The sequence below is a fragment of the Bradyrhizobium sp. Crot121 genome (genome assembly GCF_059512385.1).
The window spans coordinates 135,658-159,838 of sequence record NZ_JCAMOR010000008.1 but is presented as its reverse complement, the minus strand read 5'-3'; the positions used below and the strand labels follow the sequence as shown (position 1 = coordinate 159,838).

The 24,181-nt window shown below is 63.8% G+C and carries 21 protein-coding genes and 1 pseudogene; 12 read left to right on the top strand and 10 right to left on the bottom strand.

All coding sequences use genetic code 11. From position 1 onward, the window contains the following. Positions 1–131: 131 nt before the first annotated feature. On the bottom strand, positions 132–647 hold the full coding sequence (locus tag AC5ZGW_RS10805) for a YcgN family cysteine cluster protein (RefSeq protein ID WP_028166150.1): 516 nt from the start codon (positions 645–647) through the stop codon (positions 132–134). 295 nt (positions 648–942) lie between these two features. Here AC5ZGW_RS10805 and AC5ZGW_RS10800 point away from each other — a divergent pair, with 295 nt between their 5' ends. The 3 genes from AC5ZGW_RS10800 to AC5ZGW_RS10790 are packed head-to-tail and all read left to right on the top strand — an operon-like array spanning position 943 to position 4,449. Then, the gene (locus tag AC5ZGW_RS10800) at positions 943–3,213 is read left to right on the top strand and encodes a transglycosylase domain-containing protein (protein ID WP_130227217.1); all 2,271 of its coding nucleotides are present in this window, start codon (positions 943–945) and stop codon (positions 3,211–3,213) included. 40 nt (positions 3,214–3,253) lie between these two features. Next, positions 3,254–3,832, top strand: a complete 579-nt coding sequence (locus tag AC5ZGW_RS10795) for a DUF1214 domain-containing protein (protein WP_028166152.1) — start codon at positions 3,254–3,256, stop codon at positions 3,830–3,832. Then, on the top strand, positions 3,829–4,449 hold the full coding sequence (locus AC5ZGW_RS10790) for a DUF1254 domain-containing protein (protein WP_130227218.1): 621 nt from the start codon (positions 3,829–3,831) through the stop codon (positions 4,447–4,449). Before AC5ZGW_RS10795 ends, AC5ZGW_RS10790 begins: the two co-directional genes overlap by 4 nt. A gap of 126 nt (positions 4,450–4,575) precedes the next feature. On the opposite strand, the gene AC5ZGW_RS10785 is transcribed toward AC5ZGW_RS10790, so the two are convergent. Together AC5ZGW_RS10785 and AC5ZGW_RS10780 are read right to left on the bottom strand one after the other, a co-directional pair. Beyond that, complete coding sequence (locus AC5ZGW_RS10785; protein ID WP_130227219.1) at positions 4,576–5,355, bottom strand: hypothetical protein; 780 nt, start codon at positions 5,353–5,355, stop codon at positions 4,576–4,578. Between the two features lie 16 nt (positions 5,356–5,371). Continuing rightward, a complete protein-coding gene (locus AC5ZGW_RS10780) occupies positions 5,372–5,572 on the bottom strand; it encodes a hypothetical protein (protein ID WP_084799927.1) in 201 nt (66 codons plus the stop codon). Between the two features lie 307 nt (positions 5,573–5,879). On the opposite strand from AC5ZGW_RS10780, the gene AC5ZGW_RS10775 reads away from it, so the two are divergent. Further along, the gene (locus tag AC5ZGW_RS10775) at positions 5,880–6,812 is read left to right on the top strand and encodes a DUF2336 domain-containing protein (protein WP_130227220.1); all 933 of its coding nucleotides are present in this window, start codon (positions 5,880–5,882) and stop codon (positions 6,810–6,812) included. A gap of 98 nt (positions 6,813–6,910) precedes the next feature. On the opposite strand, the gene AC5ZGW_RS10770 is transcribed toward AC5ZGW_RS10775, so the two are convergent. Continuing rightward, positions 6,911–7,255 carry a DUF1491 family protein gene (locus tag AC5ZGW_RS10770; RefSeq protein WP_130227221.1) on the bottom strand — a complete coding sequence of 115 codons (345 nt, stop codon included), beginning with the start codon at positions 7,253–7,255 and terminating at the stop codon, positions 6,911–6,913. A 317-nt stretch (positions 7,256–7,572) separates the two neighbouring features. Between AC5ZGW_RS10770 and AC5ZGW_RS10765 the strand changes: the two are divergent. The 4 genes and pseudogenes from AC5ZGW_RS10765 to AC5ZGW_RS10750 all read left to right on the top strand — a co-directional run. Beyond that, positions 7,573–7,815 (top strand): annotated as a pseudogene (locus AC5ZGW_RS10765) (calcium-binding protein); the annotation flags it as partial. 69 nt (positions 7,816–7,884) lie between these two features. After that, positions 7,885–9,480, top strand: coding sequence for a phytase (locus AC5ZGW_RS10760; RefSeq protein ID WP_245474813.1), 1,596 nt, complete (start codon positions 7,885–7,887; stop codon positions 9,478–9,480). Positions 9,481–9,629: 149 nt separating this feature from the next. Beyond that, positions 9,630–11,384: a type I secretion system permease/ATPase gene (locus tag AC5ZGW_RS10755; RefSeq protein WP_130227223.1), complete on the top strand. Its 1,755-nt coding sequence runs from the start codon at positions 9,630–9,632 to the stop codon at positions 11,382–11,384. Further along, positions 11,381–12,688, top strand: coding sequence for an HlyD family type I secretion periplasmic adaptor subunit (locus tag AC5ZGW_RS10750; RefSeq protein ID WP_130227224.1), 1,308 nt, complete (start codon positions 11,381–11,383; stop codon positions 12,686–12,688). Before AC5ZGW_RS10755 ends, AC5ZGW_RS10750 begins: the two co-directional genes overlap by 4 nt. A gap of 74 nt (positions 12,689–12,762) precedes the next feature. On the opposite strand, the gene AC5ZGW_RS10745 is transcribed toward AC5ZGW_RS10750, so the two are convergent. After that, entirely contained in the window at positions 12,763–13,521 is a 759-nt protein-coding gene (locus AC5ZGW_RS10745; RefSeq protein WP_165435309.1) for a peptidoglycan-binding domain-containing protein, read from the bottom strand. Continuing rightward, a complete protein-coding gene (locus AC5ZGW_RS10740) occupies positions 13,514–15,331 on the bottom strand; it encodes a sensor histidine kinase (protein ID WP_165435310.1) in 1,818 nt (605 codons plus the stop codon). Before AC5ZGW_RS10740 ends, AC5ZGW_RS10745 begins: the two co-directional genes overlap by 8 nt. Positions 15,332–15,747: 416 nt before the next feature. Between AC5ZGW_RS10740 and AC5ZGW_RS10735 the strand changes: the two genes are divergently transcribed. Together AC5ZGW_RS10735 and AC5ZGW_RS10730 are read left to right on the top strand one after the other, a co-directional pair. Then, positions 15,748–16,134: a DUF5330 domain-containing protein gene (locus tag AC5ZGW_RS10735; protein WP_130227226.1), complete on the top strand. Its 387-nt coding sequence runs from the start codon at positions 15,748–15,750 to the stop codon at positions 16,132–16,134. A 91-nt stretch (positions 16,135–16,225) separates the two neighbouring features. Then, positions 16,226–16,657 carry a SufE family protein gene (locus AC5ZGW_RS10730; RefSeq protein WP_130227227.1) on the top strand — a complete coding sequence of 144 codons (432 nt, stop codon included), beginning with the start codon at positions 16,226–16,228 and terminating at the stop codon, positions 16,655–16,657. Between the two features lie 41 nt (positions 16,658–16,698). Here AC5ZGW_RS10730 and AC5ZGW_RS10725 read toward each other — a convergent pair whose 3' ends face one another. Beyond that, positions 16,699–17,112, bottom strand: a complete 414-nt coding sequence (locus tag AC5ZGW_RS10725; protein ID WP_028166163.1) for a Ros/MucR family transcriptional regulator — start codon at positions 17,110–17,112, stop codon at positions 16,699–16,701. Between the two features lie 182 nt (positions 17,113–17,294). Beyond that, entirely contained in the window at positions 17,295–18,230 is a 936-nt protein-coding gene (locus tag AC5ZGW_RS10720) for a DUF308 domain-containing protein (protein WP_130227243.1), read from the bottom strand. Between the two features lie 334 nt (positions 18,231–18,564). Here AC5ZGW_RS10720 and AC5ZGW_RS10715 point away from each other — a divergent pair, with 334 nt between their 5' ends. Further along, positions 18,565–20,214, top strand: a complete 1,650-nt coding sequence (locus tag AC5ZGW_RS10715) for a glycosyltransferase family 39 protein (protein ID WP_130227228.1) — start codon at positions 18,565–18,567, stop codon at positions 20,212–20,214. Between the two features lie 105 nt (positions 20,215–20,319). Then, the gene (locus AC5ZGW_RS10710; RefSeq protein ID WP_130227229.1) at positions 20,320–21,099 is read left to right on the top strand and encodes a class II aldolase/adducin family protein; all 780 of its coding nucleotides are present in this window, start codon (positions 20,320–20,322) and stop codon (positions 21,097–21,099) included. Between the two features lie 193 nt (positions 21,100–21,292). Here the strand turns inward: AC5ZGW_RS10710 and AC5ZGW_RS10705 are convergent, their stop codons facing one another. Further along, positions 21,293–22,696: a M20/M25/M40 family metallo-hydrolase gene (locus AC5ZGW_RS10705; RefSeq protein WP_130227230.1), complete on the bottom strand. Its 1,404-nt coding sequence runs from the start codon at positions 22,694–22,696 to the stop codon at positions 21,293–21,295. 11 nt (positions 22,697–22,707) lie between these two features. Continuing rightward, entirely contained in the window at positions 22,708–24,033 is a 1,326-nt protein-coding gene (locus tag AC5ZGW_RS10700) for a glycosyltransferase family 87 protein (protein WP_245474810.1), read from the bottom strand. Between the last annotated feature and the right edge of the window lie 148 nt (positions 24,034–24,181).

The following is a 24,181-nucleotide window of genomic DNA, read 5'->3' as shown; positions in this document are numbered from 1 at the left end:
ACGCCGCAATGGAATCGTTCTATGAATTTCAATCTAGGCAGCAAATTCCTGTTGAGGCAGGCGGCTCAGCGCATGGGCGCATTCCAAGGCCGCGTCATCCCAATGACGTGAGTTGCGCCTTGGACGAGACGCTACGATTTCGGCCGGTTTTTCAGTCGCGCCCGTTTCGGAAGCAGCGCCGGCCACCGCACGATGTGGTCCTCGAGCTCGGCATCTGGGATCTCGTCCTCGGTTCCCTGCACCCGGCCGCGCACGGAGACGCCGGCCTCGTGCACGGTGTTCGGGTCGCCGGAAATCAGCGGGTGCCACCAATAGAGATCGCGCCCTTCCGCCACCAGTTTGTAGCCGCAGCTCGGCGGCAGCCAATTGAGGCTACGGACATTCTCCGGCGTCAGCCGGACGCAGTCCGGAACCTTGTCGGACCGGTTCGGATAGTCCTTGCAGGCGCAGCGCCCCGCATCCAGGAGTTTGCAGGAGACGTGGGTGAAGTAGATTTTCCCGGTGTCCTCGTCCTCGAGCTTCTCCAGGCAGCAGCGCCCGCAGCCGTCGCACAGGCTTTCCCATTCGACATTGGACATTTGCTCCAACGTCTTGGTTTTCCAGAAAAATCCCTCCTGGTTCGAGGCGCGCTTGGGTGGTGCGGTCATGGACATCGAAGAATTTGGTTTAACTCGGCTCGCACCCCATCTAGGGGCGGCAGTGGCAGGCGCGCAAGCGGGCTCATCTAAAGGCGGCCGAACGAGTTCACAAACAGGTTCAGCCTGACATTAAAATCGCAAGCAACACCATTGGTTTATAGCCTCCGCTCAGATAGAAACAACAACCGAGTCTCCCAGGTGACGCGAACAGCGCCTTGGGTTTGCCGCAACATGGAATCAAGACGCTCGACCGGTGCCCAAATGGATGGGCACGTGAGCGGTTTCTAAACGAGCAAGGGCCCCGGTGCGCCAGATCCTACCGCCGCAGTGGACGACCAAGCTCCGGAACTTCTTTCTGGACCTGGATGCGCGCATCGACTCCACGCTGTTCTCCTCCGCCAGGGGACTGCGTGAGCTTTATGAGCGCTATTCCACCTTCATGGACCGCTTCTATGTCGGCCGCTGGAAGCGCTGGGTGTTCATCGAGCCGCTGTCGGAAGCCGCCACCATGGGGCTCGGCGGCATGGTCGTGCTGCTGGCGCTGGCGATCCCGGCGTTCCGCGAAACCGCCGATGACGACTGGCTGAAGAAGTCCGATCTCGCGGTGAGCTTCCTCGACCGTTACGGCAATCCGATCGGCAGCCGCGGTATCAAGCATAACGACTCGATCCCGCTGGAAGACTTTCCGGACGTTCTGATCAAGGCCACCCTCGCCACCGAGGACCGCCGCTTTTACGACCATTTCGGCATCGACATCGCCGGCACCGCCCGCGCGCTTGTCACCAACGCGCAGGCCGGCGGCGTGCGCCAGGGCGGCTCCTCGATCACGCAGCAGCTTGCCAAGAACCTGTTCCTGAACAACGAGCGCACCATCGAGCGCAAGATCAAGGAAGCATTCCTGGCGATCTGGCTCGAGCACCGCCTCAGCAAGAACGAGATCCTGAAGCTCTATCTCGACCGCGCCTATATGGGCGGCGGCACCTTCGGCGTCGACGGCGCGGCGCATTTCTACTTCAACAAGTCGGCGCGCGACGTCAATCTGGCGGAAGCCGCGATGCTCGCCGGCCTGTTCAAGGCACCGACCAAATACGCACCGCATATCAACCTGCCGGCGGCGCGCGCCCGCGCCAACGTCGTGCTCGATAACCTCGTCGATGCCGGCTTCATGACCGAGGGCCAGGTGTTCGGCGCCCGCCGCAATCCCGCTGTGGCGGTCGACCGGCGCGACGAGAATTCGCCGAACTACTATCTCGACTGGGCATTCGACGAGATGCGCAGGCTCGTGGACACCTTCCCGAAATCCTACACCGAGCGCGTGTTCGTGGTCCGTACCGCCATCGACATGAACGTACAGCGCGCCGCTGAGGAAGCGATCGAGAACCAGCTTCGCCAGTTCGGCCGCGATTATCACGCGACCCAAGCGGCGACCGTTGTCGCCGATCTCGACGGCGGCGTGCGCGCGATGGTCGGCGGCCGCGACTATGGCGCCAGTCAGTTCAACCGCGCCACGGACGCCTACCGGCAGCCCGGCTCGTCGTTCAAACCCTATGTCTACACCACGGCGCTCCTGAACGGGTTCACGCCGAACTCGAAGATCGTCGACGGCCCCGTGTGCATCGGCAATTGGTGCCCGCAGAACTATGGCCACTCCTATTCCGGCTCGGTGACGCTGACGCAGGCGATCACGCGCTCGATCAACGTCGTGCCGGTGAAACTCTCGATCGCGCTCGGTGGCAAGGAAGGCCCGAAGGCCGGCCGCGCCAAGATCGTCGAAGTGGCCCGTCGTTTCGGCCTCAAGGCGCCGCTGCCGGATACGCCGTCGCTGCCGATCGGCTCCGACGAGGTCACCGTGGTCGAGCATGCGGTCGCCTACGCGACGTTCCCGAACAGGGGCCGGTCCGTCACGCCGCATTCGGTGCTGGAAGTCCGCACCGGCGCCGGCGACCTCGTCTGGCGCTGGGACCGCGACGGTCCGCAGCCGCGGCAGGCGATCCCGGCCTCCGTTGCCGCCGACATGGCGGGGATGATGAGCCACGTGGTGAGCGAAGGCACCGCCCGCCGCGCCGCGCTCGACGGCATTCCGACCGCCGGCAAAACCGGCACCACCAACGCCTATCGTGACGCCTGGTTCGTCGGCTACACCGGCAACTTCACCTGCGCGGTCTGGTACGGCAATGACGACTACTCGCCGACCAATCGCATGACCGGCGGCTCGCTGCCGGCACAGACCTGGCACGACATCATGGTCGCCGCGCATCAGGGCGTCGAGGTCCGGGAAATTCCCGGCATCGGCATGGGCCAGAAACTGCCGAAGGAGCCGGCGGCGCAGGCGAATGCCGCGCCCAAGATACTCGAGACCAAGCCCGGGCCGCCGCCAGTGCTGACCAAGCGCGGCGCCGATATCCTGGTGCGGGTCGAGAAAATGCTCGACGATGCGGCCAGGACGTTGGGCAAGACGTCGTCCAACGCGCCGGCGCAACCGGATAAGCCGTCGTCCAGCGCACTGGCGTTCCCCGAGAATTACATCACGGCGGCCGGCGACCAGGCGGCGCCACCGACGCCGCGCAAGAACTAGAGCATGATCCGGCCAGTGATCGCTTCGGAGCTGTAAGGCCGTGCGGCTGATCCTCATCACCTTGCTCGCGCTGATCGTTGCCGCCGGGATCGGGCTCGGCTCGACTTACGTCGCCGCGACGCGCGGCACCAATATCGGCACGCTGAAGATCGGCGCATGGACCGCGCGGCCGCGGAACGGCACATCCGACATCGACCCCTACAACCGCGCGATCATCGCCCGCTCGGGCGAATTGCCTGTTGGCACCGGCGACGGCATCGGCTTCACCGCCACCACCGATGACAACAAGAAACCGCTCGACGGACGCTGCGACGTCGTCGTCAGCGGCGTCACCCCGCCGGCGCGGTTCTGGACGCTGACGCTGTTCGACAACAAGGGCCGTCTGGTGGCGAATTCGCTGCAGCGCTACGGCTTCACCAGCCAGGAGATCATCCGCGCATCCGATGGCACCTTCGAGATCCGCATCGCCTCGCGCTCGCGCGCCGGCAACTGGCTGCCGACGGGCGGCATCGAGCGTTACGCGCTGATGCTGCGGCTCTACGATACGCCGGTCGGGGTGGCGACGCGGACCCAGCGCGACGCGCCGATGCCGACGATTTCGACGGTGGGCTGCCCATGATCCGCCTCGCCTTCACGATCATCGCAGGCGTGCTGCTGGGCGGCGTGGTGCACCTCGTCAGCGTGCTGGCCCTGCCGCGGATCGCCTCACAGGATGCCTATTCGCGGCTGACGCCGATCACAAAGCTCAACGCGGTCACGCCACTGCCATCAGCGGATCCCGGCAATTCGCTGATGCCGTTTATGGACCCGGCATTCGCGATGGCGATCTGCCGCTACGATCTCTCGACCGGGCCGATCAAGCTGACGGTGCCGGTGAGCCAGGCCTATACCTCGGTGTCGTTCTACACTCGCAACGAGCTCGCCTATTACGCCATCAACGACCGCTCCGCCGGCAAGAAGGTGATCGAGCTCGATTTGATGACCGAGGCGCAGCACAACGAGCTGCCGGAGGATGAGGACGTCACCGCCGCCGACCGACTGATCATCGATTCCCCGACCACGACCGGCCTGATCCTCCTGAAGGCGCTGGCGGCCGAGCCAGGCCTGATGCCGCAGGCCCAGGCCTCGCTCGCGGCCGCAAGCTGCAAGGTGCAGGCCTGGCCGCCGGCACCGAAGCAGGCCGAAATCCCGCTCCCCGCCCCTGCGCCCGCGGCACGGCCTTCCGGCAAGCGCTAGACTGCCAGCCCTCATGGTGAGGAGGCGCGCAGCGCCGTCTCGAACCATGAGGCCCGTGGCCCATCCTTCGAGACGCGGGCTTACGCCCGCTCCCCAGGATGAGGTCTGTGCGCGGTGGCGCGGTCGTTAGCCCTTCACGACCCTTGCGTGCCCGATCACCGGCGGCTGTGCGGCGACTGGCGGATTGGCGGTCAGCACGGCAAGCTCGCCGATCAGGCGGTCGGCATCGGCCGCGACGTTGTCGGGCGCCTGGATCACCAACCGCTCCAGCGCCCAGCGATAGGACGAGATCCGCCGCTCCAGGCATTGCTGGACCCACTGCACGATCAGCGTGTTCTCCTCCATCCGCGCGATCGCATCAGCCCGCTCCCGCGGCGACAGGTCCGACACCATGCCGAGGCTGGCATTGCGCTTACGGTCGAGCTCGATGACGCGCCACGCCGTCGCAAAGAAAGGGTCGAAACGTGTGATGTCGTCGCGCACGTCGTCGATCAGCTGCATGTAGCGGGAAGTGTGCGCGCGGTGGGGCTCATCGATCAGCGCCCGCCCGTAAGCGGTGCGGTCGAACACCACCTTCTGTCGCCATGGCGATGGCAGCGGCTGATAGTCGCCGAACACGCTCTTCCAGGCCGGCCGCGAATGCGGCGGCTCGATCAGGGGATAGGCGAGATCGCGGAGCTGGCGCTCGTTCTCGGTAAGCTGGAACTGCGAGGGCCTCATGCCGATGCTGCCGGTCGCTTCCGCGCCGAGCCAGCGGTGCATGTCGTCGTTGCGGAAGTCGGCGCGGGTGCGACCGAAATCACCGCCGCTGCAGCCGCCGAGCGCCGTGCCGATCAGCAGCAGCGCCACTACCGGGCGTGCGCGACGGCGTCCCGTGCTCCGGCTCGGAAGACCCCCCTTCCACATCTCAAACGTCCAATCGTCAGGTGCGCCGCCGACGACGGCGACGAGGCGCTGCACCTTCTGCCGGCCCGCGTCCACCGTCGCTCTGCTCGGTTACGCGCTCAATCCGGATAACGGGAAGGATCAGAACAGTCCCCATGCCATCGCTCGCAGCGCCACCCATGACTGCGCCCGGCCGCCGCGAAGCCGCATCCGCCGGAAACTCAATGATGGTGCCCATTTCTGTTCTCTCTGCCTGCCGCGCGGCGATGATTTGCGAGGCGACGTCCGGATTAAGAACCGCACGTGGTTAACGACCTCTTAATCGGAGCCGCCGGTCGATTACCGATGTGGCGAGTGTGCCTTATTCGCCAGATCGCTTCCGTCAGATAGTTCACATTTTAACGGATGCCTTCACGGCTCGTTTTCCTTAACCGGCTCTTAAAGCCGCCGACATAGGCTGGCGTCAGAACGTTTTGCGCATTCTCGAAAGTCGCGTACGCCTTCCCATGAGCGCAGCTCCAGTCATTCCAGGCCTCGACGGGCTGATGACCCTCTCTCGTCGCGAGGGCGTCGACATCCGTCCGACGCTGCTGCGCGTGCTCACCGACCTCTATGTGCAGGCCAAGGCTCATTCGGCTGATGAAGAGCGGCAGTTCGTCGAACTTGCCTCGCGCCTGATCGACCAGGTGGACGATGCGACGCGCGCGGCGGTGCGGGCGCGGCTCTCGGTCTATCCGGCGACGCCGGAGGAGCTTCTCGGCAAGCTTAGCCTGCGGCGCACCGATCCGGACCAGCCGTTGCCGGTCGCCGCTGAAATCGCTGGGCCGCCGTCTCCACCATTGCCGGTCCAACCCCCGACCGAAGCGCAGCTTCGGATGGCAGCGAGCCTCGCAATGCGGCCCAACGATGCCGCAGAGATCACCGACATGTTCTTCGCAGCGACGGCCAGCGAACGGGTCCAGATCCTGCAGAACATCGTGCAGACGCCGCTGAAGGCATCAGCCCGGATTCCTGCAGCGCGCGCCGCGCGCGCCATCGAAATCCTGGAAATGGCGGCCTTCGCCGAAGACATCGAGAATTTCGCGCGCGAGGTCGGCGAAGCCCTGATCCTGCCGTCGCGCATCGCCGAGCAGGTGGTGAATGATCCCGGCGGCGAGCCGCTGGCCTGCGCGGCGAGAGCGCTGAACATGCCGAGCCCGGCGTTCCAGCGGGTGCTGATGTTCCTCAATCCGGCGTTGGGTTCATCGGTGCACTACGTATTCCGCTTGTCGCGAATGTACGATCGGCTGAGCGAGCGCACGGCGCTCATCATGCTCGCTGCATGGCGCGGCTCGACCATGGCGGTCGCGCGCGCCAAATATCGCCCCTCGCTCTACGACGACGAGCGCCATCGCGCGCGCTCCACATCTGCCGATAGGCGCCCGGCGGGTCAGCCGGGCGATGCGCCCGCGATCCGCTCGCAGAGCTCCGGACGCTAGAGCATTTCGGTTCTGATTGAATCAGAACCGAAGCTCCAGATTCTTGTTTTGACGCGTTTTCTTCACGCGAACCGGTCTCCACTTCGCTCGAAAACGCTCTAACCCTTCGCCAGGTCGAGAAAGTGCCGTCCGGCCTTGTCCTCGGTCTCGACGACCCAGACATCGGGATCGAACCGGATTTCCTTGGCGAGCCGTTGCTCCACCGATGATTCCGGTACCGGCTCCTTCGTCATCGGCACGAAGATGCGGTCGAACGGCCGGCTGTCTTCATAGGCTGTCTGCGGCGCAGGCGTGTAAAGCATGGCGTTGCCGTCGAGCAGCGCCACCTTGACGAACACCGCCCCCGCCTCCTCCGCGCCGCGCCGGCGCACCGCACCGAACACGCCTTCCTTCTGGCAGCGCCGCAGATATGCGGACACCCAAATGCTTGATTTCAATCGCATTGCACAACGATAAGCCGGTCGCGAGATCAGCGCCAGTGCCTCTCCGCTCGTTTTGTGCGAGGCGCTCAACCGAACCGGGCGAGCCCGTGGCCTCGCAAGAGCCGCCCGATTTGCCAATTTTTCCACAAGGCACCAACACACCGCGACTCTTTGTCACGCAACTAAAACAAGCCGAATTTCCCGAGAAAATCGACATCATTTGCCGCAGATGGGCGAGCTTCCGCCTCTAGCGATTGCAACTTCATCCCGATGTCGCGCGACCGTCATGACCGATTGGTTAACGGACCGGGCTACGATCCATTTTCCAGGGGAAAGCAATGTCAGGACGTCATCAACACCATCACGCGCATCACCACGGCGGGAAGAAGCTGTTCGGAACGAAAAGCGACGACGATCTTTTCGGGTCGGACCGCAATGACATCATCTTCGGCCTTCGGGGCGACGATCTGATCGACGGAGGCAAAGGCAACGACACGCTGTTCGGTGGAAAGGGCAACGATGCCCTGATTGGCGGCGAAGGTAATGACCGCCTGTTCGGCGGCCCCGGACGGGATCTGCTGCTTGGCGGCGCCGGCAAAGACGAACTCAGCGGCGGTGACGGCGACGACAAATTCCTGTTCCGCAAGGGCATGGGCGCCGACACGATCGAGCATCTCGATCTCGGCGACCGCATCGATATCCGCGACTTCCATGTCGCCTCCTTTCGGGCGCTGATCGACTCAGCCCGACAGGTCGGCCACGACGTTCAGATCAGCTTCGGCAATGGCGACAAGCTCGTCATCGAGGATACGCGGATCGCGAACCTTCATGCCGAACAATTTATCATCGCAGATGAGGTCAAGGGTCCGTCAAGCTCGCAGACGCCCTACCTCCTCAGCAGCGATTCCTATGTCTACACCCAATCATTGCTGACGACGGGCGACAGTGTCGGTGGCTATAAGATGGCCGGTATTCCCGACGGCCTTGGCGCATTCGACAATGGCGATGGGACCTTCACCGTGCTGATGAACCACGAGATCGGCGCAAACCTGGGCGTTGCGCGCGCTCATGGCGGCACCGGCGCGTTCATCTCGGAATGGGTGTTCGACAAGACCACGCTGCAGGCGGTGTCGGGCAAGGACCTCATCCACGATGTCTGGCTCTACGACGCGACGACCAAGAGCTATGTCGATCACAACGCCGGCAACAGCCCGGTGTCGCTCAACCGCTTGTGCTCGGCCGATCTTGCCGATCAGGGCGCGTTCTACAACGCGGAAACCGGCCTCGGCTTCAACGGCAGGCTCTATCTCAACGGTGAAGAGTCAGGCGTCGAAGGGCGGGCATTCGCCCATATCGTGGGCGGTGCGCAGGGCGGCAATAGCTATGAGCTCGCCTGGCTCGGCAACATGTCCTTCGAGAACGTAGTCGCCAATGCGCATACCGGTGACAAGACTGTGGTCGCGGCGCTCGACGATGGCCAGAACGGCCAGGTCTACTTCTACGTCGGCGACAAGAAGGCGACCGGTAACGCCGTCGAGAAGGCCGGCCTGACCGGCGGCCATTTCTTCGGCATTCACGTCAGCGAGTTGGAAGGCGCGTTGAACAACAACGAGCCGAACACCGCCTCCCCGCTCGGGACGGACGAGAAGTCGACCTTCTCGATGATCGATCTCGGCGACGTCAGCGGCATGACCGGCGCTCAGATCGATGCGGCAAGCGAGGCCGCCGGCGTCACCAGCTTCCTTCGTCCGGAAGACGGCGCCTGGGACACGCTCAATCCGAACCGCTTCTACTTCGTGACGACGGACGCCTTCAATGCTCCGAGCCGGCTGTGGGCATTGGACTTCAACGATGCCAGCAACCCGGCCGCGGGCGGCACCATCAAGCTGCTGCTCAACGGCACCGAAGGGCAGCAGATGTTCGATAACATGACCGTCGATGCCAACGGCAAGATTGTTCTCTGCGAGGACGTCGGCAACAATGCGCATCTCGGCAAGGTCTGGCAGTACGATCCAGCAACCGACAAGCTGACGCAGCTCGCCGAGCACGATCCGAGCCGCTTCACTTCGGGCGGCGCGAACTTCCTCACCCAGGACGAGGAATCGTCCGGCGTTATCGACGTCTCGCACATCCTCGGCAACGCCGGTGAGAACGTCTACCTGATCGATACCCAGGCCCACTTCAACGTCGGCGGCGAACAGGTCGAGGGTGGTCAGCTACAACTGATCCACCAGTATCTGGTCTGATGGCGATCATGACGGACGGGCCATTCCCCGTCCGTCACCAAGCCGTGGACTTGCCCTTGGACTTGCGGAGGCGCGGGTTCTTCCCCGCCTCCGCATCCATGCTTTCAAACCGCGCCCCTCACCTGCAATCTGCGGAGCAATTCCCCGTGATGCCAATCGCGCAAGCAAACCGTCCTGCCGCGGAATCGGAATTGCATATAGCGCTAGCATCCTGCCGCGCCGCGCTGATCGCAATCGCGATGTTCAGCGGACTAATCAACCTGCTGAGCCTGACCGGCTCGCTGTTCATGCTGGAAGTCTATGATCGCGTGCTGCCGAGCCGCAGCGTGCCCACGCTTGTCGGTCTCAGCGTCATTGCAGCCATGCTGTTCGTCTTCCAGGGTATCCTGGAGCTGACGCGTGGACGCATGCTGCTTCGGATCGGAAACCAGATCGACTGGCGTGTCAGCGACCGCGTCTATGATCTGGTGATACGTCTGCCGCTCCGCACCCGCGGCGGCGGCGACGGGCTGCAGCCGGTCCGGGACCTCGACACCATCAGGTCGGTGCTATCAGGGGCTGGCCTGCCGGCGCTGTTCGATTTGCCATGGCTGCCGATCTATCTCGTGATCTGCTTTGCGTTCCACCCGTTGATCGGCAGCACCGTGCTCGGCGGCGCGCTCGTGCTGGTGATCCTGACGCTGCTCACCGATCGCTTGTCCCGCCGCTCGGTGCAAAGGGCGTCAATCCATGCCGCCGCGCGTAACCGGCTCGCTGAGGCGAGCCGGCGCAATGCGGAAGTCTTGGCTGCGATGGGGATGTCCGCGCGTTTGCTCGCGCGCTGGCGCGAGCTCGGCGATGCCTATCGCCGGCAGCAGAAAATCGCCGGCGACATCTCGGGCGGTTTCGGCGTCGTCGGACGCATGCTGCGCATGATGCTGCAATCAGCCGTCCTTGCGGTGGGCGCCTACCTCGTCATCCACCAGGAGGCATCCGGCGGAATCATCATTGCCAGCTCGATCCTGACAGGCCGCGCGCTCGCGCCCGTCGACCTCGCGATCGCCAACTGGAGGAGTTTCGTTGCGGCGCGCCAGAGCTGGCGGCGGCTGGCGAAACTGCTGGCAGCCATCCCCGCGCCCGCGGCGCAGGTGCCCCTGCCCGCGCCGAGCCGCACGCTGCTTGCGGAAAAACTCTCCGTCACCGCTCCGGAATCCGAAAAGCTGCTGGCCACCGACGTCAATTTCGTCCTCAAGGCGGGCAGCGCGGTCGGGATCATTGGCGCCAGCGGATCGGGAAAATCCTCGTTGGTCCGAGCGCTTGTCGGCGCATGGCGGCCGTCGCGCGGTGTCGTCCGACTGGACGGCGCGGCGCTGGAGCAATGGTCCTCCGAGACGCTCGGAAATCACATCGGATATCTGCCGCAGGACGTCGAGCTGTTCGAAGGCACCATCGCCGAGAACATCGCGAGATTTGTCCCGAACCCGCCGATGGAAATGGTGCTCGCGGCCGCAAACGCAGCCGGCATCCATCAGCTCATCGTCGGCTTGCCGGAGGGATACAACACCCAGATCGGCGAACAGGGCGCGCGCCTCTCCGCCGGCCAAAGGCAGCGCGTCGCACTCGCCCGCGCGCTGTATGCGGATCCCTTCCTGGTCGTGCTGGATGAACCCAACTCGAACCTGGACGCCGAAGGCGAAGAGGCGTTGACCCGCGCGATCCTGGCGGTTCGGGCTCGGGGCGGCATCGTCGTGATCGTCGCGCACCGATCGAGCGCGCTCGCCGCCGTCGACTTCGTAATGACGATGGCCAACGGCAGGCAGCAAACCTTTGGCCCCAAGGACGAAGTGTTGTCGATGCTGACCCGACGAGAACCACCCCCCGCAGGGCCATTCAAGGTCGTTCCTCAAACCGCGACATCGACATGACCGAGAGCACATTTCGCGGCGAAGACCGCAGCCTGCGCCACCATCTGATCGGCGGAATGGTTATCGCGCTCGTGCTGACCGGCGGCATCGGCGGCTGGGCCGCCACCACGGAATTGTCAGGCGCAGTTACTGCATCCGGATCGGTTGTCGTCGATTCCAATGTGAAGAAAGTCCAACATCTGACCGGCGGCATCGTTGGAGAATTGCTGGTCCGCGAAGGCGATCATGTTCGCGCCGGAGATACCCTGGTGCGACTCGATGAGACCGCGCTGCGGGCCGGCCTTGCCATCTACGCCAAAGGCTTGGATGAGATGCGCGCCCGCAAGGCCCGCCTCAGCAGCGAGCGCGATGGCGCCGACCGGGTCGTGGTCCCGCCCGAGCTGCTCGATCGCCCCTCGCCGGAGTTCGTCACGGCGCTCGATAGCGAACGCCGATTGTTGGAGCTGAGAGCCACAGCGCGCCGGGGGCAGAAGTCGCAGCTTCGCCAGCGCATCGCGCAGCTCGAAGATGAAATCCGTGGCTACGCCGCCCTGCAGGAGGCCAAGGCGGAGGAGATCGAGCTGATCCAGCGCGAGCTTACGGGCGTACGGACACTCTGGGAGAAGAACCTGATCCAGATGAGCCGGCTGACGGTTCTCGAGCGCGAAGCCGCGCGCCTCAAGGGCGAACTGGCGCAGTCGATGGCCGCGACGGCGCAGGTGCGCGGCAAAGTCACCGAAATCGAATTGCAGATCATCCAGATCGATCAGGACCTCAGCAGCGAGGTCGCCAAGGAGCTGCGCGAGATCGACGGCAAGATCGGAGAATTCATCGAACGCAAGGTCGCAGCGGAGGATCAGCTCAAGCGGGTCGACATCCGCGCCCCTCAGAACGGGATCGTGCACCAGCTCAGTGTCCACACGGTCGGCGGCGTGGTCAGCCCGGCCGAGCCGGTCATGCTGATCGTGCCGGAGGCCGATCTTCTGACCGTGGACGCCAAGATCTCGCCTGGAGATATCGATCAGCTCCATGTCGGACAGGCGGCGAACCTGCGGTTCTCCGCTTTCAACCAGCGCACCACGCCGGAAATCCAGGGCACGATCAGCCGCATCTCGGCAGACGTGACATCGGACCAGCGCACCGGCCAGAGTTTCTACACCGCACGGGTGGCGATCACGCCCGAGGAGCTGGCGCGATTGGGAGACGCGAGACTTCTGCCGGGAATGCCGACCGAAATCTTTGCCAAGACCCATGATCGCAGCGTGCTGTCCTATTTCATCAAGCCGCTGTCCGACCAGATTGTCCGGGCTTTCCGCGAGCGCTGAACAACCTTGCTGATCGGTTCAGCGGAGTAGAGGGTCCGGGGGCGATCCGCGAGGCATCGAGCCGTTGCGCAGGCCTACTCGACCGGGTGTCCGATCATTGCCGAGAGTTCGCGCACGACTCGGTCCGACATCTGGCCGGTCACCGGCAGCTTGCGGTCGCGCTCGAATTTGGCGATTGCGGCCTGGGTGTCGGAACCGATGGTGCCGGTCGGCTTGAGCTGGCCGTAGCCATATTCGGTGAGCGCCCGCTGCACCGCTGCGATACGCTTCGATGTCGCACTCTGGGTGGTCTCGCCGCGCGAGGGGATCGGCGCAGGCGGCCGGATGACATTTGCCGGAGCCGGCGGGGCTGAAGTCGACTTCAGCACGAGATTGGTCATCGGGTCGGAAGTCTTGGGATCGGGAGTCTTGGAATCGGAAGTCTTGGAAACAGAAGCCTTGGAGTCGGAGGCCCGCGGTTCCGCCCTTGGTTCGGCAGGCTTCGCAGGCTCGGCGGGTTTTGCTTCCACCGGCTGAGATTCAACCGGACGCGCAGCTGCCTCGACAGGCCGCGAACGCGGCAGCGGGCTGGTGACGGCGGGCGCCGGCGGCGGCAGCGTCACGACCGAACCGAACATCGGCGATGGATGACGGCCGGCCTGCAGGAACAGCGCGTTGGTGACGATGGCAATGACGGCGCCGGCCGCGAGCACGGCGGCGACCGTGTCCTTCGGACTGTGCAGCAGCACGCGCACCACGAGGCCGCGCTCTTCCTCGGCTTCGATCGCAACCGCCTGCGCGCCACGACGGCGGCGGCGCGGCATCTCGTCATCGTCGGCGACTTTTCTAGGCACTCTTCTTCACCTGCTGGGCTTGTTCTTGTAATCCCGATCGCAACGCGGGCTTCAGCGTCGCGATCTTGCCGGAAGGCTCCTGCACTGGCGGCGGCGCAAACGAGAGCGGCAGCGTCACCGTCACGGTGGTGCCTTCGCCAAGCTTGCTCTCTACACTCATCTCGCCCTGGTGCAAGCCGACCAGGCCCTTCACGATCGACAGCCCAAGTCCCGTACCCTCATGGCGGCGCTGATAGGTCTTGCCGGCCTGGAAGAAGGGATTGCCGATCCGTTTGAGATCGTCAGCATCGATGCCGACGCCGGTATCGGTGATGCGGAGCATCAGCCGCGATCCCTCGACCGCAGCCGACACCGTGACGCTGCCACCGCGCTCGGTGAACTTGATGGCGTTGGATACGAGATTGAGCGTGATCTGCTTGAAGGCGCGCGGATCTCCGTTCATCATGGGCAGATCCTCCGGCGCGCGGGTGATCAGATCGACGCCGTTCTCCCGCGCCTTCAGCGCCAGCAGGTTGCAGCAGTTGAGCAGCGCCGGGCGCGGCGCGAAAGGCTCGGGCGCAATCTCGAAGGTGCCCGTTTCCATCTTGGACATGTCGAGGATGCCGTTCACCACCGACAACAAATGCTGGCCGGAATCACGGATGAGCTGCGCATATTCCTTGCGGCGCGCCGCATCGAGCATCAGCACGTCTTCCTGGGCGATCATGTCGGAGAAGCCGATGATGGCATTCAGCGGCGTGCGCAATTCGTGGCTCATGGTGGCGAGGAACCGCGTCTTCGACGCGTCCGCCTGCTCGGCAGCGTTGCGCGCCTGCTCCAGCGCCTCCTGCTGCATCTTGCGATCGGTGACGTCGCGAATCACGGCAACGACTTCGCCCTCGCCGGCGGCCTGATCGAGCGGGCGGCAGCGCATCTCGACCCAGATGAAATCCGCCGACTGCATCAAACCGCGCGGCGCCTCCCGCCGCAGGCGGAATTCGACGCTGCGTCCCTCGCCGCCCCGTGCTGCATCCGACAACGCAGTGAGATAGGCCGGACGATCGGCGACATGGACGCGATCGAACAGGCCGTGCCCCATCAGCCGCGGCGCCGCCACGCCGAGCATCGCTTCCGCCGCCGGCGAGATGAATTGCACCGCGCCGTTACGGCTGTGGCGCGACAGCACGTCGCACATGTTGTGCGCCAGGAGACGGTAGCGTTCTTCCTCGCGATAGAGCAGCGCCACGCTGGTACGCGCGAGCGACTCGGCGCCGAAAGCAAGACCCGCGGCATAGAGCGTCGCTGAAACGACACCGAACCCGATCAAGGCGCCCTGCAACGGCGCGCTCAGATTTGACGGCGGCAGCAGGTGGAAATGGCCGAGCACGATCAAGGCCGCCGCACATGACATCGCAAGCGCAAAAGCGAACGCCACCACGCGGCGCGAGGCCGACAGCGCCGCCTCGATCGGAACGACGATGAGCCAGACCGCGGCAAAGGATGCGATCCCGCCGGTGGCCGCCGCCACAATCATGACGAAGCCGGCAAGCGCCAGCGACGACAGCACATGCGCGCCTTCATAGCGGCCGGTGCGCGACAGGAACCAGGACAACAGGATCGGGGCGATCAGCCACGCGAAAGCGGCAACCTCGATCGCGGTCGGCGCGCCGCGCAGCGCGAGATAGACCGGAAACGCAGCGAACGCCGCCAGGCTGCCGAGCAGACGCGGCGCCATGAAGGCGCGATGCCGCGCCCGCGTCAACGCATCATATCTCGCCGACGGATGCAGCAGGGCATCGAGACAATCGCGGATAATACTCAAAACACTCACGGCTTTCGCGCTTTCCGATCCTGCGTCAAAGACGAGTCGGAACGCCCCCTTCATCTTGGACTCACCGTGTCAGAGTGAACTTAAGCGAACGCTAAGGCACAGCGCCCAGCCGCCAGACTCCGTGCATTCGCACGGCTTTTGCACATCACAGCGGGCGCATTTGGCGCGGATGGTGAACGCAAGGTTTCCGCGATCGATAACCTTATGGTTTCGAAATGGTGGATAGACCGGGCTCGTGCTGCTCGCCGGCATCAATCGAAAATTTACAGCGAATCAACGCGCCCGCGCATTTCGGCACGCATTTTCCGCGAATTTTCGACGATTTAACTTCAAGGCAAACACTTGCGTTTTATTGACCGCTGCTAGTCACGTGCGAATTGCGGATCAACCGCAAACGAAGATGACGGGGTCGCGAGATGTTTTTCCTGCTGCGCATGGCATTCTGGCTCGGGCTCGTGCTCGTGCTGCTGCCAAGGGACAAAACACCTGAATCGGAAAAGCTGCCGCAGATCGGCGCCGCCGAAGCCGTGCAGGCGGCGACCGCTGCTGTCAGCGACATGGGCCAGTTCTGCAAGCGCCAGCCTGCGGCTTGCGAGGTCGGCGGCCAGGCTGCGACCGTGATCGGTCAGCGCGCCACCGACGGTGCAAGGAAAATCTATCAGATCATCATCGACAAGAAGTCGCCGGACCACACCGGCTCGATCGGCTCGCCTGAGGATGCCGAGGTCTCCCTGGTTGCGTCCCGTGACACCCTGACGGCCGACGACCAGGCCATCGAATGGCGGCCGCCGCCCGCGCCGTGACCGCAAAATAAGCCGGAACCGGCTGCATTTTCATCGCATTCGGCCGCCCGCGACCCTATATAACGGTTGGAGTGATGGGACGCGGGTGACGATGACGATCGACGAAATCAGGGAGAATTTCTCGCTGCTCGACGAGTGGGACGACCGGTACCGGTACGTCATCGAACTCGGCCGCACCCTTGCGCCGATGCCGGAAGAAGAGCATTCGGCGGCCAACAAGGTGCAGGGTTGCGCGAGCCAGGTCTGGCTCTCCAGGAAGATCGATCACGCCGCCAACGGCGAGCCGCGGCTGCATTATCTCGGTGACAGCGATGCGCATATCGTGCGCGGCCTGATCGCGATCCTGCTCACGCTGTATTCGGACCGCACGCCCAAGGAAATCCTGGCGACGGATGCGGCCGCGATCTTCGATGAGTTCGGGTTCCGCGATCACCTGACGCCGCAGCGCTCCAACGGATTTCGCTCGATGATCGAGCGTATCCGCTCGGACGCACGCGAGACGCTCGCGACCGCCGCTTCCTAACCCTTCATTTTTGACAGGCTTTCTTCACGCGAATCGGAACGTTACTTCCGCTTCCGCTGCTGCTGACCGAGACCCATCTTCTTGGCAAGTTGTGAGCGCGCCACCGCGTAGTTCGGCGCGACCATCGGATAGTCGGCCGGCAGTCCCCATTTCTCCCGGTATTGTTCCGGCGTCATGTTGTACTGCGTGCGCAGGTGACGCTTCAGCGACTTGAATCGCTTGCCGTCTTCCAGGCAGACCAAATATTCTGATGTAACCGATTTCTTCACGGACACCGCGGGCTTGGCCGGCTCGAGCGGCGCCTCGGTCCGTCCACTGGCAACCCGCATCAGCGCGGCATGCACCTGGCTGATCAGGTTGGGAATCTCCGAGGCCTGGGTCGGATTGTTGCTGAGATAGGCCGATACGATGTTGGCGGTCAGTTCGACAGGGCTTTTGCCGGTGGCATCGGTCATCGCGCAACCTTCTCTTGAGGCTTGGACGTTGGCAAAGGGGCAGGACCGCAGACAATATCGGGCTACGCCAATACATCAGCGGAGCCCCGCATTACTTGCCAAATATGAGCGGATTACCGGGAATCTAGCAAGAACGACGCGGCTTTATTTTTCAAGACGCGCGATTGCAAGTATTTCCCGATCTATGACGAACGCTGCTCGAGATGCGACCGCAGCTCGTCGATGGAGGCGAAGCGCATCATGCCTTCCGGCATCTGCGCCTCGATCGAACCGTCGGAATAGAGCGAATAGGCCATGCCGTCGACGACGCCCGATTTCAGCACCGTCACCGGCGGCTGCTCCTGCGGCTGCGGCGGACGACGGTCGGCCAACGGCGCGCTGGAGCTCTCGCCTGGGGTCGAGGGCATGCGGGGCGCGCGGCGCGGCGGAAGGTCGGACGGTCGTTGCCGCTCCGGTCTCGGCCAGTTGTCATCGAAGTTCACCTGCTGCGACTCGCCCGATTCGGCGGCCGGCGCCAGTGGATTCGAACGCGGCTCCGGCGAGAGCATGTCGGGCGTCAAAGGCTCGCCTGTGCGTGGCTGGGCCCGTTCACGCTCCTTGCGCGTGGAGGAGAACATCAGGTTGCGCCGCTTGGGACCTGCCGGGCCAACCTCCGACGGTTCCGCACCTGGCGGAGCGACGGGCGGCAACTCGTTGCGGGCACGATCGCGCGCGGCAGCCTCGTGATACCAGGGCGGCGGGGTCGCACCGGCCGCCGCGGGTCCCTCCGGCTCACCGTCCCCAGAACCGTCTGCCGCTGGTTGACCGCGCCTGAACGGGAAGCCCCCCTCGGGCGCAGCCGCAGCACGCGGCGCAACGGGTGGCAGCGGGAATTCGTGGTGCGGCTCTTCGCCGAACGCCTCTTCAGGCACCCCCGTGCCCAGGCGCCGGGCGAGATTCCGCAGCTCCCGGACATTGAGCCAGAGGCCGAACATGATCAGGCCGGTGCAGAACCCGAACACACCGGAGAGAATCAGCGTGCTGCCGACGCTGAATTCCTTGTATTGAATGCCATAGCCGATCGCCAGCAGGCCCGCCAAAAGCAGGCCAAAACCCGCGACCAACATCCCGACCATCATCAAACTCACCCCCGAAAACCGCGCTAAATCTACGCGCCGGCCCCCTATTCCACGATACCGTCATATTATGTGCATCGCCAACCAACAATTCCGGAGACGGTTCCTATCCGGATCTTGAACAGGATTACCGCTCTGTTCGCCTCTCAGGACAGTCGGCCGGCAACGCGCCCCCCGTAGATTTACCGGCTACGAATTGATGCCAAATTGCTGCGACGCATCAGTAAATTACGCCACAATTCCCAATTACTCGTTAGTGGAACTGCGCTATATGGATGCCGGGGAATGAGGCCCTAAAGCGCCACCAGGGCCGAGGGACGCCGGGTCACCAATAGCCATGTCATCCATTACGACTTCTGCCATCGAAACGCCCACGCGGCGCTCGGTGGAAAAGACTTGCGATGATCTTGCGATCATCGTGCTGAGCGCGGTCGCGCTGATCGCGGGCCTCACGTTCCGTGATTACGGGCTGGGTTGGGACGATTACACCCACGCCGAATACGCCGACCTCCTGCTGCGCATGTATGGTTCCGGCTTCAAGGACACCGGCGCGCTGTCATTCGCCAATCTGTACATGTATGGCGGCGGTTTCGACATGGCGGCGGCGCTGCTCCACAAGGTCATCCCGCTCGAACTGTTCGAAACCCGCCGGCTGCTCGGCGCCGTCGTCGGCGTGATCGGGCTCGCGGTCACCTGGCGGCTCGGCCGCCGCGTGGGCGGTCCCCTGGCCGGCCTTGCCGCGCTCCTGTTGCTCGCGCTGTGCCCGACCTTCTACGGCCACATGTTCATGAACCCGAAGGATGCGCCATTCGCGGTGGCGATGATGATCCTGCTGATGGGCCTTGTGCGTCTTGCCGAGGAGTATCCGGCGCCCTCGCCGCGCACCATCCTGATCGTCGGGTTTGGCGCCGGGCTTTCGCTCGGCTGCCGGGTTCTCGGCGGTCTGGCATTGATCTACGCCGCGGTGGGTTTCGTGCCGCTGTTGCTTGAAGAAGTTCGCAAGCAAGGCCCGCGCGAGGCGGCGCATCGCTTCGGCCATGTGGTCTACGTGCTGCTGCCCGGGTTGATCTTCGGCTATCTGGTGATGGGCCTGATCTGGCCGTGGTCGATCATGGAACCGGGCCACCCGCTCGAGGCCGTGACCTATTTCTCGCACTTCTTCGAGAAACCCTGGAAGGAGATGTTCGACGGCGCGCTGGTCTCGGTGCCGGATATGCCATGGTCCTATCTGCCGACGCTGTTCGCGCTGCAGCTTCCCGAGGTGCTGCTGGGCCTCCTGGTCGCAGCTGTTGTCATGAGCCTGATGTCGCTGTCGCGCGCCGACGTTACCGCGCGGCGCAAGACCATCCTCTTGATGCTGACGCTGGCGGCAACGCTGCCACTGGTCATCGCAATGGTGAAGCGGCCGGCGCTCTATAACGGCATCCGCCATTTCATCTTCGTGATCCCGCCGATGGCGGTGCTGGCGGGCTTTGCCTTCGCCCGCACCATGGACTGGCTCGGCGAAAAGCGTCGGAGCTGGCAGCCGGTGGCGCTCGCCGTCTTCACCTTCGGCCTGCTGCTGCCGCTCAGCGAGATGATCCGGCTCCATCCTTACCAATATACCCACTTCAACCATATCGCCGGCACGGTCCGCGGTGCCGACGACCTGTTCATGCTGGACTACTGGGGTCTAGCCCTGAAGCAGGCCTCCGATGGCCTGCGCGAGCAGTTGATCGAGCGACAGGAAATTCCGCCGCTTAACGGCAAATGGAAGGTCGCCGTCTGCGGCCCGCAACGCCCGGCGCAGGTTGCGCTCGGCCCGGACTTCACCATCGGCTGGGACAGCCAATCCGCCGATTTCGCCATGACCCTCGGCGAGTTCTACTGCAAGGGCCTGACCGCGCCCGTGCTGGTCGAGATCAAGCGCGATGATGTCGTATTCGCCCGCGTCTACGATATCCGCGGCCGAAGCATTTCGAGCCTGCTCGCGATTCCTGCGCCGTAGGGCCCGCGCACAAGGGCATATCAGTCACGCCGAACCTGCCTTGCTGCCGGCCGGCGGCAAGGCTACGCTTCCCATTGACAAATCAACACATGGGAGAAGCCGGTCATGTCGCCAGCGGAAGCTCGCCTGAAGGAAGTGTCCTCGGATATGACGGATGCCGAGTGGCAACAGCGCGTCAACCTCGCCGCCTGCTACCGCCTCGTGGCGCTGTATGGCTGGGACGATCTGGTCGACACCCACATCTCCGCGCGCGTGCCGGGGCCGGAGCATCATTTCCTGATCAATCCGTATGGCCTGATGTTCGAGGAGATCACGGCCTCCAGCCTGGTCAAGGTCGATCTGGGCGGCAATCTGCTGTCGAAGACCGACTACAACATCAACCCCGCCGGCTTCACCATCCATTCCGCCATCCACGAGGTGCGCGAGGACGCCGGCTGCGTGCTTCATCTGCACACGCCTGACGGCACCGCCGTCTCGAGCGATCCGGAAGGGCTGCTGCCGCTGAACCAGACCGCCCAGCTCGTCACCCACGATCTCGCCTATCACGACTATGAGGGCATCGCGCTCGATCATGACGAGCGCCCGCGGCTGCAGCGCGATCTCGGCAGCAAGAACCATATGCTGTTGCGCAATCACGGCACGCTGACGGTCGGCCGCTCCGTCGCCTCCGCCTTCGAGCGCATGTACCATCTGGAGCGGGCCTGCACTATGCAGGTGCGCACCCGCATGCTGGGCCCGACCGTCTACCCGGTCGAGCAGTCCGTGATCGACAAGAACACCGCGCTGCTCTCCAATCCCGACCGCGCCGAACTGCGCTCGACAACGCTGGTCTGGCCGCCGCTCTTGCGCAAGCTCGACCGCATCGACCCGAGCTACAGGAATTGAATTTTCGGGATTTTGGTGTAAGGTTGAGTTCAACAACCTCTGCACGACCGAATAAAAACGCCGCCCAATTCCGGGCGGCGTTTTCGCTTTGTGGACGCTGTCATTGCCGGGCTTGCCCCGGCAATCCATCAACCTCGCGAAGACTCTGTTTCGATGGATGCGCGGGCCAAGCCCGCGCGTGACGACAACGCCGCTATCTCGGCGCCTCCGCGAGCGCGGCCAAAATCCGGGCCCAGGAGCGGATGCCCTTGTGGAAGCTCTTGAGGTCGTACTTCTCGTTCGGCGAATGGATGTTGTCGTCGTCGAGCCCGAAGCCGACCAGAAGCGAATCGAGGCCGAGCGTGCGCTTGAAATCGGCGACGATCGGGATCGATGCGCCGGAACCCATGAGAACCGCTTCCTTGCCCCATTCTTCCGTCAATGCGCGCTTGGCGGCGGCGAGCGGCTTCATGTTCCAGTCGAGCGCAATAGCGGGCGCGCTGGAATGGTCGCCGAACTCAACCGAACAATCGTCCGGGATCCGCGCCGTCACGTAATCGCGGAACGCCTTTCGGATCTTGGCAGGATCCTGCCCTTCGACCAGGCGGAACGAAACCTTGGCCGAGGCGAGCGACGGGATCACCGTCTTCGAGCCTTCGCCGATATAGCCGCCCACGATGCCATTGATGTCGCAGGTCGGGCGCGAGGAAATCTGCTCAATCAGAAGACGATCCTTCTCGCCGGCCGGCACGGAGAGCCCAATCGGCTTCAGGAAAGTCTCGGGCGTCAGGTTGAGCTTCTTCCACTGCTCCAGTACATCCGCCGGCAGGTCCTTCACCCCGTCGTAAAAGCCGGGAATGGTGATGCGACCATTGTCGTCGAACAAGCCGCCGAGAATGCGGGTCAGCACGCGGATCGGATTCTGCGCCCCGCCGCCGAACACGCCGGAATGCAAGTCGCGGTTGGCGGCCTTGATCTTGACCTCGTCATAGACGAGGCCGCGCAACGACGTGGTGATCGCCGGCGTGTTCGGATCCCACATGCCGGTATCGCAGACCAGCGCGAAATCGGCCTTGAACTCCGACTTGTTGGCTTCCAGGAACGGCACGAAGTTCTTCGAGCCAACCTCCTCCTCGCCCTCGATCAGGATGGTGATGTCGACCGGCAGCGAACCCGCGACCTGCTTCCAGGCGCGGCAGGCTTCGATGAAGGTCATCAACTGCCCCTTGTCGTCCTCCGCGCCGCGCGCAACGATGATCTTGCGGCCATCGGCATGATCGGTGACCACGGGCTCGAACGGCGGACGGTGCCACAGATCAAGTGGATCGACCGGCTGCACGTCGTAATGGCCGTAGAACAGAACGTGCGGCCGGCCATCCGTGCCGCCATTGGCCTTGGCGACGATGGCGGGATGGCCCGCGGTCGGCCTGACCTCAGCCGCAAAGCCGAGCGTGGCGATGTCCTTGGCGAGGTGCTCTGCCGCCGCCTTGCAGTCAGCCGCGAAGGCCGGATCGGCCGAGATCGATTTGATCCGCAGCAGCGAGAACAGCCGCTCCAGGCTGTTGTCGAAATCGGCGTCGATGCGGTCGAGGACCGCCTGAAGCTTTGGATTGGACATCGCTGAATTTCCTAGCTGTGGGCGCTGTTGTCACCGAGTTTTAGCGCGCCTGCCGCCGCAGGCAAAGCGTCGGCGGCATCGGCCGCAGGCGAATGCCGCATATGCCAGACCAATCCCCCCGCGAGCACGATGGTCGCCACGAGATTGTTACCATAGGCCTGCACATCGATCGGAAACAGCGGCAGCGACAACAAAAGCAGGCAGCCTGCAACGCCGAGCAGGATCCATGTCCCGGTCCTGACCGCCGGCCGCGGATCATAGGCGGCGCGATGCATCAGGACCGTCATCGGGAAGAACAGCCACAGGAAATAGTATTGCCGCGCCAGCGGCGAGGCCACCGTCATCAGGCAGAACAGGATGCCGATCTCCTCCGCATCGGATTTCTCGGTCCGGCGCGATGCGGGCGGCATTACCGCGATATAGCCAAGACCAAGCGCGAGCGAGATCGCAAGCACGATCAGGTTCGCGGTCTTGAAGTCGAGATCGACGATGTTCATGTACCGCGCTGGCTTCGCCTTGAATGGATCGTCCTGGTTGTAGTTCACCGGACGCGTCAGCCGATGCGTCATCGCGATGATCGACTGGTTGACCCAGGACCAGTTCTGCTCGTCGCGCTGACCAAAGCCTTTTTCCGAGCTCGAGCCGACCATGCCCTGATACCAGGTCTTCAATTCCGTGACGTTGTGCTGGAAGCCGCGGAACGGCGCCGGCAGCAGGAACAGGAACACGATAAGAAACACCAGCGTACTCGCAACCGCCGTCCAATGCCTGCGCCAGATCAGATAGGGCAATACCGCTACCGGAAACACCTTGATGGCGGTCGCCAGCGCAAACATGCTTCCCGCGAACCACGGCCGCTTCTGCCGCAACAGCCAGAATCCATACAGCATCATCGCCAGCAGGATCAGGTTCGGCTGGCCGAGATCGAACATATCGAAGACAAATGTGAGCGTAACGAGGCCGGGCAACGCCTCCAACAGCCAGCCCGGCTTGCGGCCCGAGCCCGCCATCGCATGCGACAACTGCGCCGTCATCCACCAGGCGACGATGTTGAGCAGGGAGAGCGCGAGATAGAGCGCAACCTTGCCGAAATAGCTGGGCGCTGCGAGCAGCACCGCCGGCAGCGGCGGGTAGATGAAATCAAAATAGGTATGGGGATCGGCGGGATAGAGATCCTTTCCCTGCAGCACCTGCTGCCCGGCCCAGTACCACAACGGATAATCCTTGGTCTTGCCGTGTCCGAAAATCTCGGGAACGAGCACATCGGCGGTCAGCGCGATGCAGCCGAGGAAGAACAGGATGTCGAGCGGTGCCCGAAGTGACGGATATCTCAGCACAAGCTCGTTCCAGACATCAGCAAGCCGTTGATCCTTTTCATTTCGTGATAACGCAGGGATTGCTTCGCTTCGATTGCAATCACGGTGGTTGGAGCGGAGAGCAGTCCCCGTTCGTCATTGCGAGGAGCGGAGCGACAAAGCAATCCGT

Coding starts and splice junctions, on each gene's coding strand:
- AC5ZGW_RS10750 (WP_130227224.1), top strand. CDS start 11,381: ATGACCGAGAGCACATTTCGCGGCGAAGACCGCAGCCTGCGCCACCAT.
- AC5ZGW_RS10710 (WP_130227229.1), top strand. CDS start 20,320: ATGTCGCCAGCGGAAGCTCGCCTGAAGGAAGTGTCCTCGGATATGACG.
- AC5ZGW_RS10760 (WP_245474813.1), top strand. CDS start 7,885: ATGGGCGCCGACACGATCGAGCATCTCGATCTCGGCGACCGCATCGAT.
- AC5ZGW_RS10735 (WP_130227226.1), top strand. CDS start 15,748: ATGTTTTTCCTGCTGCGCATGGCATTCTGGCTCGGGCTCGTGCTCGTG.
- AC5ZGW_RS10755 (WP_130227223.1), top strand. CDS start 9,630: ATGCCAATCGCGCAAGCAAACCGTCCTGCCGCGGAATCGGAATTGCAT.
- AC5ZGW_RS10785 (WP_130227219.1), bottom strand. CDS start 5,355: ATGTGGAAGGGGGGTCTTCCGAGCCGGAGCACGGGACGCCGTCGCGCA.
- AC5ZGW_RS10775 (WP_130227220.1), top strand. CDS start 5,880: ATGACCCTCTCTCGTCGCGAGGGCGTCGACATCCGTCCGACGCTGCTG.
- AC5ZGW_RS10805 (WP_028166150.1), bottom strand. CDS start 647: ATGACCGCACCACCCAAGCGCGCCTCGAACCAGGAGGGATTTTTCTGG.
- AC5ZGW_RS10720 (WP_130227243.1), bottom strand. CDS start 18,230: ATGATGGTCGGGATGTTGGTCGCGGGTTTTGGCCTGCTTTTGGCGGGC.
- AC5ZGW_RS10790 (WP_130227218.1), top strand. CDS start 3,829: ATGATCCGCCTCGCCTTCACGATCATCGCAGGCGTGCTGCTGGGCGGC.
- AC5ZGW_RS10715 (WP_130227228.1), top strand. CDS start 18,565: ATGTCATCCATTACGACTTCTGCCATCGAAACGCCCACGCGGCGCTCG.
- AC5ZGW_RS10730 (WP_130227227.1), top strand. CDS start 16,226: ATGACGATCGACGAAATCAGGGAGAATTTCTCGCTGCTCGACGAGTGG.
- AC5ZGW_RS10705 (WP_130227230.1), bottom strand. CDS start 22,696: ATGTCCAATCCAAAGCTTCAGGCGGTCCTCGACCGCATCGACGCCGAT.
- AC5ZGW_RS10770 (WP_130227221.1), bottom strand. CDS start 7,255: ATGCGATTGAAATCAAGCATTTGGGTGTCCGCATATCTGCGGCGCTGC.
- AC5ZGW_RS10780 (WP_084799927.1), bottom strand. CDS start 5,572: ATGGGCACCATCATTGAGTTTCCGGCGGATGCGGCTTCGCGGCGGCCG.
- AC5ZGW_RS10725 (WP_028166163.1), bottom strand. CDS start 17,112: ATGACCGATGCCACCGGCAAAAGCCCTGTCGAACTGACCGCCAACATC.